Source organism: Psychromonas sp. SA13A, from assembly GCF_011378715.1.
In the GTDB taxonomy this organism is placed as follows: Bacteria; Pseudomonadota; Gammaproteobacteria; order Enterobacterales; family Psychromonadaceae; genus Psychromonas.
The window spans coordinates 115,753-133,079 of sequence record NZ_WTKU01000006.1; the positions used below are offsets into that span (position 1 = coordinate 115,753).

A 17,327-nucleotide genomic window follows, 5' to 3' on the forward strand; every position below is an offset into this window, starting at 1 on the left:
ATAGGGTAAGTTTTATATCATGCAAATAAAAAACCAAATTAGTTACCTAAGCACGCTTTTTCATTCTAAAAATAGTATGAATGCCATATTAAAAACTCAGCCTTTCAAGTCACTAGCACTGTATCAGCTTTACTAAATCAGCTTTTTATTTGATCCCTTTTTATCTCAGTTGCTAAGCAAATAATTTCCCTAATATTAGTACAAACACCCTTATAAGCCGCTTCATCATGGTGTTTGTTTAAATGCTTAGTGTATGACCAATAAATAATCACATTTATAACTATTAATAGTTCATAATAAAAGAAAATAAGCGGCGCAGTTATCATTAAGCAGAGCCATTTTTATAGTAAAATCGTACCTTTCTTAGACATTAAATTTTTAATTATGTATGGCCGTTACCATTCAATAAGCAAAAATAAATACACATAGGAGAGATCAAGGAAAAGCGTTAACGGAATGAGTAATAATTTAATAAGATTAATATAAGTGTCTATTCTATCAGGCATAAATCACAAGATTAATGTTAATTTAATGTTAAATTAAGCAAATGATTCTTAGTAGTAGAAAAATAAGGTAAACTACTGCTGAATTTTGTCCTTGCTAATGATGACAATATTGTTAGCACATTATAGCTAGAGAGAGTTTTAAATGAATCTATATATAGAGTACATCAAGGAAATTGAAAGTCGTAAAAAGGATCTTGGATTGGCTCCTCTGCCGATTGATGGTGCTGAATTATTATCTGAAATAATTGCTCAAATTAAAGATGTAAATAATGAGTATCGTAAAGATTCACTGCATTTTTTCATCTATAACACCTTACCGGGCACAACTAGCGCTGCAGGTGTTAAGTCTGAGTTTTTAAAAGAAATTATTTTAGGTCAGTCAGTAGTAGAAGAAATTACCCCTACATTTGCTTTTGAGTTGTTGTCACACATGAAAGGTGGGCCTTCAATTCAAGTTCTTCTTGATTTAGCATTATCTGACGATTTATCAGTTGCACACCCCGCCGCTGAAGTATTAAAAACACAAGTATTTTTGTATGAAGCAGATACAAGCCGTTTAGAGGAAGCCTTCAAAGCAGGTAATACTGTTGCTAAAGACATTCTTGAAAGTTATGCCAGAGCAGACTTTTACACCAAACTTCCTGAAATAGCTGAAAAAATAGAAGTTGTTACTTACATCGCTGGTGAAGGTGATATTTCTACTGACTTATTATCGCCAGGTAATCAAGCGCATTCACGTTCAGACCGTGAACTACACGGAAAGTGCTTAATATCTCCAGAAGCACAAGCAGACATTCAAGCACTGCAAAAGCAATACCCAGGCAAAAAAGTAATGTTGATTGCTGAAAAAGGCACAATGGGCGTGGGCTCTTCTCGTATGTCTGGTGTTAACAACGTTGCTTTGTGGGCAGGTGAACAAGCAAGTCCTTACATTCCATTTGTAAACTTTGCTCCCGTTGTAGCCGGTACCAATGGTATCTCTCCAATATTTTTAACCACAGTTGGTGTAACTGGCGGGATCGGTTTAGATCTTAAAAACTGGGTTAAAAAGACCGATGCCGATGGTAAAACAGTACTTAACGACAATGGTGACCCTGTATTAGAAGAAGTTTATTCAGTAGCAACAGGTACCGTACTGACTATTAACACCAAAACTAAGAAACTATACAACGGTGATAAAGAGCTAGTCGATATCTCTTCTGCATTCACACCGCAATCGGTTGAATTCATGAAAGCCGGTGGTTCTTACGCAATTGTTTTTGGTAAAAAACTACAAAACTTTGCAGCTGAAACACTAGGTGTTCCACTACAACCTGTTTATGCCCCTTCTAAAGAGATTTCTCATGAAGGACAAGGCTTAACTGCAGTTGAAAAAATATTCAATAAAAATGCAGTAGGTGTTGCTTCAGAATCAGATCTACATGCGGGTTCTGACGTACGTGTAACAGTGAATATCGTTGGCTCTCAAGATACAACGGGATTAATGACCTCTCAAGAACTAGAGTCAATGGCAGCAATGGTAATCTCTCCTATTGTTGATGGCGCTTACCAGTCTGGTTGTCACACTGCATCAGTATGGGACAGTAAAGCACAGGCTAACATCCCTAAGTTGATGAGTTTCATGAGTAAATTTGGTCTGATCACCGCCCGTGATCCAGAGGGTGTATATGCTCCAATGACCGATGTTATTCATAAAGTATTGAATGATATAACCGTTGATGACCAAGCGATTATTATTGGTGGTGATTCTCATACGCGTATGTCTAAGGGTGTCGCATTTGGGGCTGACTCAGGTACTGTTGCACTTGCACTTGCAACAGGTGAAGCAACAATGCCTATCCCTGAATCAGTTAAGGTTACCTTTAAAGGTGATATGAAACCTTATATGGATTTCCGTGATGTGGTACACGCAACTCAATTGCAAATGCTTAAGCAATTTGGCGATAACGTTTTCCAAGGCCGCGTAATTGAAGTACACATTGGTACTTTATTAGCAGACCAAGCATTCACTTTCACTGACTGGACTGCAGAAATGAAAGCAAAAGCTTCTATCTGTATTTCTCAGGATGATACATTAATTGGGTCTCTTGAACTGTCTAAGAGCCGTATCCAGATAATGATCAACAAGGGAATGGAAAATAAAGCGAAAACACTACACGGTTTAATCGCTTTAGCTGACAAACGTATTGAAGAAATCAAATCTGGTACAAACCCAGCTTTATCACCGGACGACAATGCGAAGTACTTCGCAGAAGTAGTTGTTGACCTAGATACTATCGATGAGCCAATGGTTGCTGACCCAGATGTAAATAATGACGATGTATCTAAGCGTTATACACATGATGTGATCCGCCCTCTTTCTTTCTACAATAATAAACCAGTAGATTTAGGCTTTGTTGGTTCATGTATGGTGCATAAAGGTGACATACAAATCATCGCTCAAATGTTACGCAACATTGAAAAACATAATGGCAAAGTTGAATTTAAAGTACCATTAGTTATTGCCCCACCAACATACAATATTGTTGATGAGCTAAAAGCTGAAGGCGATTGGGATATTTTACAGAAATACTCAGGTTTTGAATTCGATGACGCTAACCCTAAAGGTTCGGCGCGTACTAAATATGAAAATATTATGTACCTAGAACGCCCAGGCTGTAACTTGTGTATGGGTAACCAAGAAAAAGCTGAACCAGGTGATACTGTTATTGCAACATCAACACGCTTATTCCAAGGTCGTGTGGTAGCAGATACTAGCGAGAAGAAAGGTGAATCATTGTTAGGTTCTACACCTTTAGTTGTGCTAGCAACCGTATTAGGTCGATTCCCTACGATTGAAGAGTACAAACAAGCAGTAGAAGGTATTAACCTAACTGATTTTGTGCCACCTGCACAAGAGATGAACACTAAATACACTGGCAAACCTGTTGCTGTTAGAATGCTGTAACATATTATTTATTAAAGAGTAACTTGAACAGTCATTTGAATAGTTACTTGAATAATAATTAAAATACTTAAAATAAATATGGGTTATTTATTTTGGTTGATTAAGAGAAATCTTATAATCAACCATAATAAGTAGCCCTTTTTTATAAAATTAATAACAATCTCACCGCTTTAACTCATATTTTCCAACGTCATATCACCTTCGCCCGTCAAGCACCTTATTGCAAGCCAAGCCCGTATAATGCGTTTGTATAACCTAGTTGTATTAAAGCGTTACGAAAGTCGCTTATATTACGCCTATTAGGTTCTGATTCTAGCAATCGCTCTTACTAACTTATTGAAATATTTCGATCAAGGTACTATCAGTCATTACAATATCAAACACTACAATATCGTTCTGTATCAATGAAAACAGCATTAATGAAAACAGGAATGCATAAACCATATGAGATAAAGCGCTGAAAAACCTTCGCCCATAAAAAAAGCTTGCTACCCTAAGGCAACAAGCTTTTTTAATATGCTAGAAATAAACGAGTATTATTTACGTTTTACTGCTTTAGCATTTGGAAGATCAGTAATTGAACCTTCATAAATCTCTGCAGCTAAACCAACTGACTCATGTAACGTTGGGTGAGCATGAATAGTTAATGCGATATCTTCAGCATCACAACCCATTTCGATTGCTAGACCGATTTCACCTAGTAGTTCACCTGCGTTAGTACCAACCACTGAACCACCAATAATACGGTGAGTATCTTTATCAAAGATAAGCTTAGTTAAACCATCAGAACAATCAGACGCGATTGCACGACCAGAAGCCGCCCAAGGGAATACTGATTTTTCGTAGTTAAGACCTTGCTCTTTTGCTTCTTTTTCAGTTACACCAACCCATGCCATTTCTGGCTCTGTGTAGGCAATTGAAGGAATTGTTTTAGGATCAAAGTAATGTTTTTTGCCAGCAATAACTTCAGCAGCAACATGACCTTCATGCACACCTTTATGAGCCAACATTGGTTGACCAACAATATCACCGATAGCATGGATATGCGGTACATTAGTATGCATTTGCTTATCAACTTCAATGAAACCGCGCTCTGTTACTTTAATGCCAGCTTTTTCAGCATCAATAGTAAGACCGTTAGGTACACGACCAACAGCAACTAATACAGCATCATAAGGTTTTGCTTCAGCAGGTGCATTTTTACCTTCAAAAGAAACGTATAACGCATCTTCTTTTGCGTCAACAGCAGTTACTTTAGTTGAAAGCATGATGTTGAATTTATTTTTAACTTTCTTAGTATAAACTTGCACAATATCTTTATCGGCAGCAGGTACTAATTGGTCTGCAAATTCAACAACATCAACGTCAGAACCTAATGATTTGTAAACAGTTCCCATTTCAAGACCGATGATACCACCGCCTAAAATAAGTAAACGTTTTGGTACTGATTTAAGCTCTAATGCATCAGTAGAATCCCAAACACGTGAGTCATCATGTGGAATAAACGGAAGTTTAACAGGGCGAGAACCGGCAGCAATAATTGCGTTATCAAAAGTGATTGTTGTTACTTCACCTTCACGGTTTGTAGCTTCGATAGTATTCGCGCCAGTAAAGCGTCCCCAACCGTTAACGGTGGTTACTTTACGCATTTTAGCCATGCCTTGTAGACCGCCAGTTAGCTGTGATACTACTTTTTCTTTCCAGATACGAATTTTATCGATATCTGTTGATGGCTCACCAAATAGTACACCATGCTCAGATAATGCTTTTGCTTCTTCAATTACTTTAGACACATGTAGTAATGCTTTAGAAGGAATACAACCAACGTTCAAACAAACACCGCCAAGCGTTTCATATTTTTCAATTAATACAGTTTCAAGACCTAGATCTGCTGCACGGAAAGCTGCAGAGTATCCCGCAGGGCCAGAACCTAATACAACAACTTGTGCTTTAATTTCTTTACTCATGTTGACCTCAATAAACGAACACTCAAAATAGGGTTTATAGTCTATTCAAATGTTATATGAATGTAAAATGAATGGTCGGCACAAATGCCGACCTAGTTAACAAAGATTATAAGATCAGGGTACGTAGATCAGATAAGTAGTTGTTAACAGCAGTAATAAAGCGTGCACCGTCAGCACCATCAATAACACGATGGTCATAAGAAAGCGCAAGAGGAACCATTAAACGAGGTTCAAATTCTTTACCATTCCACTGTGGTTTCATAGCAGATTTAGAAACACCTAAAATAGCTACTTCAGGTGCATTAACGATAGGTGTAAATTGTGTACCACCAATACCGCCAAGGCTAGAGATAGTCATGCTACCACCTTGCATATCTTTAGATGTTAATTTACCTGCACGTGCTTTCTTAGAAATTTCACCAATTTCGCGACAAATATCAAAAATACCTTTGTTTAATACATCTTTAACAACCGGTACAACTAGACCATTTGGCGTGTCTACTGCAATACCAATGTTGTAGTATTTTTTAAGGATCAGGCTTTGACCATCTTCAGATAAAGAAGAGTTAAAGTTAGGGTATAACGCCAACGCTTTAGCAACTGCTTTCATCATGAATACTAATGGGCTAATTTTAACGCCAAGATCTTGTTTTGCAGCAATTGCATTTTGCTCTTTACGGAACACTTCTAAATCTGTGATATCAGCTTCATCAAACTGTGTAACATGTGGAATCGTTACCCAGTTGCGATGTAGAGCAGGACCAGAGATTTTTTGGATACGAGAAAGTTCTTTAACTTCCACTTCACCAAATTTAGCAAAATCTACTTTAGGTGAAGCAGCAACAGCTAAACCACCTGCGCCAACACCGCCACCGTTTTTAGCAGCTTGTAATTGTGCTTTAACGAATTTTTGTACGTCTTCTTTAGTTGTACGGCCTTTAGGACCAGAAGCAGCGATTGCATTTAAGTCTAAATCAAACTCACGTGCAATACGGCGTACCGATGGAGAAGCCTTAATCGCAGCGCTAACAGGTGCAACTTCAACTTTTGCAGGAGCAGCTGGCGCCGCAGCAGGTGAAGCTTTAGGTGCTTCAGCAGGAGCAGAGGCAGCAGCTGGAGTAGCAGCAGGCGCATCGCCTTCAGCTTCAATTAATAGGATCAAAGTCCCTTCAGATACTTTATCACCTGTTGCGATTTTAATTTCTTTTACAACACCACCAAATGGTGCAGGAACGTCCATTGATGCTTTATCACCTTCAACAGTAATAACATCTTGGTCTTCGGTGATCGTATCGCCAACAGCAACAAGAATATCAGTCACTTCAACTTCATCACCACCGATATCAGGCACACATAATTCTTTAACAGCAGTCGCAGTAGCTACTGCAGGTTCAGCTTCTTCCGCAGGAGCTGGCGTTTCAGCGGCTGCAGGTGCTTCAGCAGCTGCAGAACCAGCAACTTCAACGATTAATACTAGGTTACCTTCAGAAACACTGTCACCAACGCTTACTTTAATTTCTTTAACTACACCAGCAACTGATGAAGGTACGTCCATTGACGCTTTATCGCCTTCAATCGTTAATACATCTTGGTCTTCAGCAATGGTATCGCCAACTGCAACTAAGATATCAGTAATATCAGCCGCATCAGCACCAATATCAGGTAGTAAAAATTCTTTTAATTCAGACATAATAATTTTCCTAATCAATAAAAGTCGGTGTTAGGTTTGACTAACACCGAGACTGATTTATGCAAATAATGGGTTGATTTTGTTTACATCGATATCAAACTTAGCAATCGCTTCAGTAACGACCTTACGTTCAACATCACCACGTTTTGCTAACTCAGTTAACGCAGCTACAACAACGTAACCGGCATTAACTTCAAAGTGACGACGTAAGTTTTCACGGCTATCACTACGGCCGAAACCATCAGTACCTAGTACTTTGTATGAATCAGCAGGGATAAATGCGCGTACTTGCTCTGCATAGTTTTTCATGTAATCCGTTGCAGCAATCGTTGGCTCATCACCTAATACAGATGTGATGTAAGGTACTTTTTGCTCAGCTTCAGGGTTTAACATGTTAAAGCGTTCAACGTCTTGACCGTCACGTGTTAATTCATTGAATGAAGTCACAGAGAAGATATCAGAAGCAACACCATATTCTTCACTTAGAATAGTCGCAGCAGCACGTACTTCGTTCATGATGGTACCAGAACTTAATAGCTGTACTTTGTTCTTACCAGGCAATGAAGTAAATTTGTAAATACCTTTACGGATACCTTCTTCAGCACCTTCTGGCATAGCTGGCATTGCATAGTTTTCATTCATTACCGTTAAGTAATAATATATGTTTTCTTGTTTCTCACCGTACATACGCTCAATACCGTGTTGAACGATAACCGCTAGCTCGTACGCAAATGTTGGGTCATAAGAAATACAGTTAGGGATAGTATTTGCTTGAATATGGCTGTGGCCATCTTCATGCTGTAAACCTTCACCGTTTAATGTAGTACGACCAGCAGTAGCACCTAATAGGAAACCACGTGCTTGTTGATCACCCGCCATCCATGCCATATCACCAATACGTTGGAAACCAAACATAGAGTAGTAAATGTAGAATGGAATCATTGGTAAGTCATTAGTACTGTATGACGTTGCAGCAGCAACCCAAGAAGACATAGAACCTAGTTCATTGATACCTTCTTGTAATACTTGTCCAGACGTTGCTTCTTTATAGTAAGAAACGACGCCACGGTCTTCAGGAATGTAATCTTGACCATGCGGATTATAAATACCCACTTGACGGAACAAACCTTCCATACCAAAAGTACGCGCTTCATCGGCAATGATTGGAACGATATTTTTACCGATACCTTTATCTTTCAACAATATATTTAGAATACGTACGTAAGCCATTGTTGTTGAAATTTCACGTTTTTGCTCGCCTAATAGCGCTGAGAATTTATCTAATTCAGGCACAGCTAGTTTTTCAGTAAACTTAGGAAGACGCTTAGGTGTGTAACCTAATAATGCTTCACGCTTACCGTGTAAGTAGTTGTACTCTTCAGAACCTTCTTCAAGTGTTAAGTAAGGCAGTGTTGCAGCTTGCTCATCACTTAATAAGTCTTGTAAACCTAAACGATCACGTAACGTTTCGATATGCTCTTCAGTCATTTTCTTCACGCCGTGAGCAATATTTTTGCCCTCAGCCGCAGCGCCCATACCGTAACCTTTAACTGTTTTAGCTAGAATTACTGTTGGTTTACCCGCTGTCTCTTCTGCGTTTTTAAATGCAGCGTACAGTTTAGATGAATCATGACCACCACGTTTAAGTGCAAAAATTTGCTCGTCGGTCATATCTGCAACTAGTGCAGCTGTTTCAGGGTATTTACCGAAGAAATGCTCACGAACATAAGCACCGTCTTTAGATTTGAATGTTTGGTAATCACCATCAACAGTTTCTTCCATTAACTGTAATAATTTACCAGACGTATCTTTAGCAATTAAGGCATCCCAGTTACCGCCCCAAATAACTTTAACAACATTCCAACCAGCACCTGTAAATAGGCCTTCTAGCTCTTGAATGATGCTACCGTTACCCATTACTGGGCCATCTAAACGTTGTAAGTTACAGTTAATTAAGAAACATAAGTTATCTAATTTTTCACGAGAAGCAAAAGATAATGAACCACGAGATTCTGGCTCATCCATTTCACCATCACCTAAGAACGCATAAACACGTTGTGCAGACGTTGGTTTTAAACCACGACCGTCAAGGTATTTTAAGAAACGCGCTTGGTAGATAGCAGCAATTGGGCCAAGACCCATTGATACCGTAGGAAACTGCCAAAATTCAGGAAGTAGTTTAGGGTGCGGGTAAGAAGGTAAACCTTTACCATCTACTTCTTGACGGAAGTTATCTAACTGTTCAGCAGTTAAGCGACCTTCAAGAAATGCACGCGCATAAATACCAGGAGAAATATGACCTTGGTAATAAACTAAATCACCGCCATCTGTTTCATTTGGAGCACGGAAAAAGTGGTTAAAACATACTTCGTAAAATGCAGCAGCTGACTGATAAGAAGCCATGTGTCCACCAAGATCTAAATCTTTTTTAGAAGCACGCATAACAATCATGATCGCATTCCAGCGAATGATTGAACGAATACGTTGTTCTATTTTTAGATCGCCTGGGTAAACAGGTTGTTGGTCAGATGGGATAGTATTCACATAATTAGTGTTAATGCCGTGTGGCAAATTAACACCTTCTTTACGTGCTTTATCCATCACTTGCTCAAGGATAAATTGAGCACGTTCTGAGCCCTCATCTTCAAGAATGGTTGATAATGCTTCAAGCCATTCAGAAGTTTCTTGCGCATCAATATCTTTTAGGATGTCAGTCATGACACTTTCCTTCTATATCACTAGATAATCTCAGCTCGAAAGCCAAGCGTTGTTTTATAATTATTTACATTAACCACTACCTGCTTCACAGCACGTTTGTATGCCATTTCGGCAATAAGTAATCTAAATAGTTATTTATATAAGTATATTTTCACAGTAAAACTGTGCCCGTTATACTATAAAACGGCAGTTTTTTTCAAAAGCCACCTAACTCGCGTTTAAAGGCACTCTCTTCGCATAACATAACTAAACGTGTTTCTTCAATGTAATTCAGATGTTGATCTGATGCTTCTTTCGCTTTCATCGGTTGCTTTGATAAAATAGCATCCACTAACTGTAAACGATGTTGATGAATTTTTTTAGCCACTTCAGGATATAAATACAATTGTTTAACATTATCCGAGATATTACGATGTAATAATGGATTAATGCCACGCGCTAAATGTAAAAATACCACATTATGCGATGCTTCAATAACCGCAAGATAAAACTGCGCAACCGACGCAATCTCTTGTTCGATGTTACCAGCAGCATTAGCGATATCAATAGCAGTGAAACTTGTTTTTATTTTATTAAAGTCATCAGAAGTGCCACGTAAAGCAGCGTAATAAGCAGAAAACCCTTCAATTGCATGACGAAATTCTAATAGGTCATACTTTGATTCAGGGTGGGTATTTAATAATTCAAATAATGGATCCGTTAATTGTGCTCGTAGCTCTTCTTTAACATAAGTACCACCGCCTTGACGACGTGTTAACAAACCTTTGGATTCTAAACGTTGAATAGCTTCACGCAATGAAGGACGAGATACATCAAACTGCTTAGCCAACTCACGTTCAGGTAACAACTTCTCACCTAGCTCTAAACTCCCCTCTAAAATCATGCTTTCTAGCTGTGATTCAATCACATCTGCAAGCTTAGGTTGTTTAATTTTTGCGTAAGTCATGAAAGCCCTAAATCAGTTAATCGCACAGGTTATTGAGATGCATTAATAACATCAAAATGTAAAATGGTATTACCAATTAATAATTAGGCATAGAAATTAACAAAATTAACAATTTATGTCTAGAATTTTATGATCCAAATCAAACTTAAATGATGAATAAAGGCAGTTATACCTAGAAGTTGCTAGAAAACAAACAATTGGTAAGACCATTTGCATTAATGACAAAAAAAAGAAAAAATAAGATCACTTTTATAAAACAAATAAAGCGTTAAATTAACATTATTTTTAACCTACTTCATGCGCTAAATAATCAATACAAAGATAACGCCAATTATTAATAAGAAAAAGCCCAGCAATCTTTCACTGGGCCTTTATTATATTAAAAAATTAGCTTATGGAACACTTACTTTTTCTCTGCTAGACGCTCTTTCTTTTTAAGCTTAATCGTTGAATAAACCGAGAAGATAGCAAACAAAATAAATGCTAAAGCAATCGGACGGTCATATAAAAAAGACCAACTGCCTTCATACATAATCAATGATTTACGTAAGTTTGTTTCTGCCATCGGCCCTAAAATAATCGCTAATAAAATAGGTGATGAAGGAATATCTAATTTGTTTAATAGGAAGCCTAATAAACCAAAAGTAATAGCAATACCCACATCAAACATAGAGTTATTGATAGCGTAAGCACCGATCACAGACAAAAAGATAATAATCGGGATCATCAGGATTTTTGGCACTTCAATAATTCGACAAAAGAAGCGAATACCCAGAAAACCAATAATCAGCATCACAATATTTGCCACAATCATCGAGCTAAAAATACCATAAACAATTTCAGGGTTTTGTGTAAACAGCAACGGCCCAGGTGTTAATCCTTGTACTATTAGAGCACCTAATAATACAGCTGATACCGCATCACCTGGTACACCTAAAGTGAGTAGCGGCACTAAAGAACCACCAGTAACACCATTATTACCAGACTCTGCTGCCGCTAATCCATGCATTGAACCATTACCAAACTCTTCTGGATTTTTCGCCACACGCTTAGCTTCGTTATAACAAGCAAAGGCTGAAATGTCTGCACCGGCACCGGGAACAGAACCAATTGAAGTACCAATTAAACCACTTTTTATGGTGGTCGGTAATATCTTTTTAAAATCAGCAAAACTAAGTAGTTTGTAACTAAATTTAGGCGGCATCTCTTGTTTATCGCTAGACATTTTTTCTAGCTGATTTAACCCTTCTGCAATCGCAAACAAACCAATTAACACCGGAATAATATTAATACCACTGTATAAGTCCATTACACCAAAAGTAAAGCGGGGCACACTACTAATAGGGTCTAAACCCACCATTGACACCAACAATCCGATGGTCCCTGCTAACAAACCTTTCATTATGTTTTTAGCGGAGACACTGGCAATAATAGTTAAACCAAATAAGGCTAATGCAAAATATTCTGGCGCATTAAAACGTAGTGCAAAGTCAGCTAAAATAGGCGCTACCGCAATTAATACTATGGTACTGATTAATCCACCAATAAAAGAAGCCACCGCGGCAATACTTAACGCTTTTGCTGCTAAGCCTTTAATAGCCATGGTATGCCCATCCAACACAGTAGCTGCTGAAGCGGGAGTGCCTGGTGTTTTTAATAAAATAGCTGCAATCGAACCGCCGTAAATACCACCGATGTAGACACCAATCAGCATCACTAATGCGGGTGTTGCGTCCATACCAAAAGTAAAAGGTAGTAATATAGCTACCCCCATGGTTGCAGTTAAACCGGGTAAGGCACCTAATATTACGCCCCCCAATACTCCAAACACTAGGACAGGGAAAACCGCCATACTAAACGCAGAAGCAAAACCGCTTAATAAATATTCTGTCATAATAATAACCTAGAAAAAAAGTAAACCTTCTGGCAGTGAAATAACAAAAACTTCACCAAACAGAAAATAGATAGTGAATACAAATATCCACGCAATTGCATAATAAAGTGGTTTTTTCACTCGGTAATAGACCAAGTAATAAGTAAAACCAACCAAACTAGCTGGTAAGTAACCGACTAGCGTTATCAGCGCGGCATAACCAATCAACAGCGTAAAACCAAAAATGGAATGTTTGGATACTAGTGGGATCTCGTTTGTTTCTTGTTGTTTTTGCTTATCTGCCTGTTGATTGTTTTGTTTTTGCTTATATTGAAAAATTAACACGCTACAAATAATAATCTGAAGGACCGCTATTACGGCAGGAAAAAAGCCAGCTCCAACGGGTGCATCTTGGTATCGAGGCTCAGGAAATTGAGAGATAAACACTAAGAAGATAAGACTCAGTAAAATAATTAAACTGGGAAAAAAAATATTACGATTAAGCATAATAAACTCGCTAATAAACGCTATTGCGCTTAGTCATGAGAAACAAAAACCAAGGCCTATTCCTTGGTTTTTGTAGTAGGGGTTATTTAATAAATTGACTTAACACTTTCTCATCTTTTTTTACAAAATCAGTAAACTCTTGTGCTTTAAGTGGGTGAATTGTCATCGCACCTTTTGCCATAAAGTCTTTAAATTCTGCCGACGCCATTGCTTGGTCAAAGGCATTACCTAAGATTTCAATGATTTCATCTGGTGTATCTTTCGGTGCACCAATACCGCGCCATGTACCCGTAGTTGCATCAATACCTTGCTCTTTTAATGTTGGTACATCAGGTATATAAGAAATACGTTCTTCCGACATCACGCCTAGTGCTTTAAGTTGACCAGAGCGTAATTGTGCGATTGCTTCACCAGGCGTTACCATAGTGACTTGTGTGTGGTGACCTAATACAGAAGGAATCGCTTCCGATGAACCATTGTAAGGAACAGCATTAAGTTTAATATCTTGCGATTGCTCTAGAGCCATTAAGTAGAAGTTTGGTGCAGCAGTTGATGCAAATTTAACTTTACCCGGCATTTTTTTAGCTTCAGCCACTAAGTCATTAACCGTGTTGAATGGGCTATCAGCAGGTACTAAAATAACAGCAGGATCTAAGTTAACCATACGAATTAATTTAAAATCGTCGGCGGTATTTTGCATTAATCCCATTTGCGGTAAAGAAGCAATTTCACGAGTTACCACGGTTAATGTGTAACCATCAGCACGTTGACGAGCACCAAAACTCATGCCCACTGCACCTGCACCACCTGTGCGGTTCATGACTGAAATACTTGTACCTAGAATATCTTTAGCGCTATTTGCTAATGTACGCCCTACTGCATCAGTACCACCACCTGCGCCAAACGGCACAATTAAGCGTATGTTTTTTGATGGATAATCAGCAGCAAAAGAGCTTGCTGACATTAATAATCCGGCGCTGATCAAGGCTGTTTTCAATAACTTTTTCATTTTATATTCCCTTTGTATTAAATAAATTCTACTAATTAATCTCTATAGGTTTGAGTTGGATTTTTTACTTTTGTCGTTTGATAGTCATGTATTGCTAACTGTTCAATAGCTACAGCAATCCAACCACTTACTAACATATCAAACCACTGTTCGACGCCACTGCAAGCAACTACAATATTTCCGTAAACAAATGATCCATAAAAAAGGACGTCACCTTGGTGCAACGATGTTGGATGCAATGTTTGAAGATTCATATTGGCACTACCTTCTCGCCATGCTTGATGTGCTTTTTTTCTAGCAAGCTGATCAAATGGAATGGTCCATTGTTCAGGGTTACCGAGAGAAGACTGATACAAAATGGCATCTTCAAAGCATGACTCCCATGGTTTTATAGTCGGGTCCATAATGACAATATGAAGCTCTTTTCGATTAGTCCTCTCAAAAAGGCGTTCAATTGCAGGGGTCACTAACTCAACTGCATCAATTGCTAACTGCTTGTGCGATATCACGTCATATTCCTTCTGTTTAGATATTATTTAATAGTATTGTAGTATTATATAATCGAAAGTAAGCGCGGTAATTTTTGTGAGTTGGCTCTTGTTACACAACCGATTATGAGAGCTATACCTCAAATTAGAAGTAATCGTTAGTGACAAGAATTGACTTACTAGAATCTAACTTTTAAAAGCAAATTTACATAAAAAAGTTAATTAACAAGAGATATGCGCTTTAGGAAATAAATTTAATTTATAACAAAATCATAAACTTAAATTCACATCACTCCTCATCCTTAGATTTAATCGTTTAAAAAAGCAATGATTAGGTGTTTCTATAAATTACATTTTAAGTAGGGTGATATTATGATCATATATAGAATAAAGGTAACAACGAGGTATTTATTTAAATAAACAAGTTTTACATCTCGACTCATTATTACAATTTTCCTGTACTAAAAAAAATTAAATGTCATACATGACTTCACTTTGCGATAATTTAATAAATGAAGATTTAATCGCAAAATTTACAATTGATAAGAGATGAATCGATAGGAAACTAATAGATAGGGGGTCTAATAGGTAGGTCGTTAATAGCCAGTAATTTAATAAACGCAATTTAATAGTATTAGCTACGCACGATCAGTGCAGACATCATCTTTGTCTGCACAATGCACGATTTAATGTGCCATAAGCTGCTTTTCTTTTTTAGTGAGAGCATGAATCATCGTACTAGTCACTAAAGTAACGCCTTTATTTGAGACTCGAAAGCCTCTAGCAACATCCTTTTCTTTGTCATAACCAATAATGAACCCTGCAGGAATATGACAGTTAGCATCAACAATAACTCTAAACAATTTACAGTTCTCACCGATATCACACTCCGGCATCAATACCGATTGTTCGATTAAACTGTGAGAGTGGGTATGTACACTTGAATATAATATTGATTTACGAATAGTTGATCCAGAAATAATACAACCACTAGCCACGGTGGAATCAAGTGCGGTACCTCGACGAGTCTCATTATCAAAGATAAATTTAGCAGGAGGTAACTGGCTTTGGTAAGTAAAAATAGGCCATGATCGATCATAAAGATCAAACTGTGGCTCAGGCTCTATTAACTCCATATTAGCTTCCCAAAGTGAATCTATTGTACCCACATCACGCCAATAAGCTTGCTTGTCTGCATCAGGGTCTTCAATGGGATAAGCAAATATATTATATTCTTTAATAATAGAAGGAATAACATCTAAACCAAAATCATGGCTTGAGTTAGGATTAGCCGCATCTTTATTTAAATGCTCAAATAGAAAATCAGTATTAAAAACATAATTTCCCATTGATGCTAAACAGAAACCAGGTTTACCGGGGATTTCATTAGGGGAGCTTGGTTTTTCATTAAATGCAATCACTTTACCTGTTTCATCCACCGTCATCACACCAAAGCTACCCGCAGCCTCTTCAATGCTTGCCTCAATACAACACACCGTCATATCCGCTTTATTATCTACATGTTGCATAAGTAACTTACCGTAATCCATGCGGTAAACATGGTCACCAGATAAAATTAAAACGTACTTAGGTTTGTGAGTGCGAATAATCTCTATATTTTGATAAACTGCGTCGGCAGTGCCTGAATACCAATCATTCATTTTATGTTGCGATGCTGGTAATACCTCAACAAATTCTGATAGATCAGCCTTAAAAGTACCCCATCCACGATGAATATGACTAATTAAAGAGTGTGATTTATATTGGGTTGCAACCCCTACACGGCCAATACCTGAGTTTAAACAATTAGAAAGTGGAAAATCGATGATACGAAATGTGCCACCAAAATAAACGGCGGGTTTAGCACGACGATCAGTTAGCTCAAATAAACGACTACCGCGCCCTCCCGCTAAAATAATTGCATAGGTATCTTTACTCAAATTACTTATATATCGTTGATCGTTATTCAACATACTCCCCTCCCTTTAGCTAAACCTTAATCAATCACAATAAAAGTCAACATTAAAGCAATATATAACTATTTAGCGCTTTATAAGTTAAACAAGCAAGCTGAAAATTGCAACAAAAATTCACCTATTGATCTAGATCAAATTAATAATATATAAACATTACTTAACAAACAGTTACTAGATAATCAGAATCAAATACAAGCATAGAAAAACTAACAATTAACACCTGAAAAACCATAAAAAATAAATCAAACAATAAGATCTAAACGATAAGGTTGTAGTGGCACTCTAAGACCACCGTTAATCGTGATTTTGATGCCCTAAGTGATGAATGAAGAGTGATGAATGAAGAGTGATGAATTTGTTAGGGAAAGGTAGTTAAGAAAAGATGGTTAAGAAAAGATAATTAAGGAAAGATAGTTAAGGTCAGCTAGTTGATTATTGAATATCTAATCATAAGGATTCAGGGCAATGCAGCACTTAAATTTTTAATCAAAGAGATGAACTGATTGGTGTTACTCCGCATCAGCGTTGATAACAAATGAAAAGTTTACCATAGACCTAGGTAACTTCATCCACTCTAGTAAACACCGAGATTGTTTTCTAAACACTGCTGATAACGTTCTCTGAACGAGAATTATTTTTCTAAAAATAACTGAAAGTTCTATACGTAATTTAAAGCCCTAAAAATAATTTAAAGCGCTAA

At 37.6% G+C, this 17,327-nt stretch carries 10 protein-coding genes; 1 reads left to right on the plus strand and 9 read right to left on the minus strand.

The genetic code is table 11. From position 1 onward, the window contains the following. Positions 1–648: 648 nt before the first annotated feature. The gene (locus GQR44_RS07940) at positions 649–3,453 is read left to right on the plus strand and encodes a bifunctional aconitate hydratase 2/2-methylisocitrate dehydratase (protein WP_166371022.1); all 2,805 of its coding nucleotides are present in this window, start codon (positions 649–651) and stop codon (positions 3,451–3,453) included. Between the two features lie 536 nt (positions 3,454–3,989). Here the strand turns inward: GQR44_RS07940 and lpdA are convergent. The 9 genes from lpdA to glgC form a co-directional block, all read right to left on the minus strand. Continuing rightward, complete coding sequence (gene lpdA / locus GQR44_RS07945; RefSeq protein ID WP_166371024.1) at positions 3,990–5,420, minus strand: dihydrolipoyl dehydrogenase; 1,431 nt, start codon at positions 5,418–5,420, stop codon at positions 3,990–3,992. Positions 5,421–5,526: 106 nt separating this feature from the next. Beyond that, on the minus strand, positions 5,527–7,110 hold the full coding sequence (gene aceF / locus GQR44_RS07950; RefSeq protein WP_166371027.1) for a dihydrolipoyllysine-residue acetyltransferase: 1,584 nt from the start codon (positions 7,108–7,110) through the stop codon (positions 5,527–5,529). Between the two features lie 57 nt (positions 7,111–7,167). Then, the gene (gene aceE, locus GQR44_RS07955; RefSeq protein ID WP_166371029.1) at positions 7,168–9,828 is read right to left on the minus strand and encodes a pyruvate dehydrogenase (acetyl-transferring), homodimeric type; all 2,661 of its coding nucleotides are present in this window, start codon (positions 9,826–9,828) and stop codon (positions 7,168–7,170) included. 196 nt (positions 9,829–10,024) lie between these two features. Beyond that, positions 10,025–10,774 carry a pyruvate dehydrogenase complex transcriptional repressor PdhR gene (pdhR, locus tag GQR44_RS07960; protein WP_166371031.1) on the minus strand — a complete coding sequence of 250 codons (750 nt, stop codon included), beginning with the start codon at positions 10,772–10,774 and terminating at the stop codon, positions 10,025–10,027. Between the two features lie 403 nt (positions 10,775–11,177). Then, positions 11,178–12,668 carry a tripartite tricarboxylate transporter permease gene (locus GQR44_RS07965; RefSeq protein WP_166371033.1) on the minus strand — a complete coding sequence of 497 codons (1,491 nt, stop codon included), beginning with the start codon at positions 12,666–12,668 and terminating at the stop codon, positions 11,178–11,180. Positions 12,669–12,677: 9 nt separating this feature from the next. Continuing rightward, on the minus strand, positions 12,678–13,154 hold the full coding sequence (locus GQR44_RS07970; protein ID WP_166371035.1) for a tripartite tricarboxylate transporter TctB family protein: 477 nt from the start codon (positions 13,152–13,154) through the stop codon (positions 12,678–12,680). 82 nt (positions 13,155–13,236) lie between these two features. Then, positions 13,237–14,163 carry a tripartite tricarboxylate transporter substrate binding protein gene (locus GQR44_RS07975; protein ID WP_166371037.1) on the minus strand — a complete coding sequence of 309 codons (927 nt, stop codon included), beginning with the start codon at positions 14,161–14,163 and terminating at the stop codon, positions 13,237–13,239. A gap of 35 nt (positions 14,164–14,198) precedes the next feature. Beyond that, positions 14,199–14,672: a hypothetical protein gene (locus GQR44_RS07980; RefSeq protein ID WP_166371039.1), complete on the minus strand. Its 474-nt coding sequence runs from the start codon at positions 14,670–14,672 to the stop codon at positions 14,199–14,201. 665 nt (positions 14,673–15,337) lie between these two features. After that, positions 15,338–16,624 carry a glucose-1-phosphate adenylyltransferase gene (gene glgC / locus GQR44_RS07985; protein ID WP_166371041.1) on the minus strand — a complete coding sequence of 429 codons (1,287 nt, stop codon included), beginning with the start codon at positions 16,622–16,624 and terminating at the stop codon, positions 15,338–15,340. Positions 16,625–17,327: the final 703 nt, after the last annotated feature.

What these genes read in the sequence shown, in the direction of transcription:
- GQR44_RS07940 (WP_166371022.1), top strand. Translation starts at nt 649, where the DNA reads ATGAATCTATATATAGAGTACATCAAGGAAATTGAAAGTCGTAAAAAG.
- lpdA (WP_166371024.1), bottom strand. Translation starts at nt 5,420, where the DNA reads ATGAGTAAAGAAATTAAAGCACAAGTTGTTGTATTAGGTTCTGGCCCT.
- aceF (WP_166371027.1), bottom strand. Translation starts at nt 7,110, where the DNA reads ATGTCTGAATTAAAAGAATTTTTACTACCTGATATTGGTGCTGATGCG.
- aceE (WP_166371029.1), bottom strand. Translation starts at nt 9,828, where the DNA reads ATGACTGACATCCTAAAAGATATTGATGCGCAAGAAACTTCTGAATGG.
- pdhR (WP_166371031.1), bottom strand. Translation starts at nt 10,774, where the DNA reads ATGACTTACGCAAAAATTAAACAACCTAAGCTTGCAGATGTGATTGAA.
- GQR44_RS07965 (WP_166371033.1), bottom strand. Translation starts at nt 12,668, where the DNA reads ATGACAGAATATTTATTAAGCGGTTTTGCTTCTGCGTTTAGTATGGCG.
- GQR44_RS07970 (WP_166371035.1), bottom strand. Translation starts at nt 13,154, where the DNA reads ATGCTTAATCGTAATATTTTTTTTCCCAGTTTAATTATTTTACTGAGT.
- GQR44_RS07975 (WP_166371037.1), bottom strand. Translation starts at nt 14,163, where the DNA reads ATGAAAAAGTTATTGAAAACAGCCTTGATCAGCGCCGGATTATTAATG.
- glgC (WP_166371041.1), bottom strand. Translation starts at nt 16,624, where the DNA reads ATGTTGAATAACGATCAACGATATATAAGTAATTTGAGTAAAGATACC.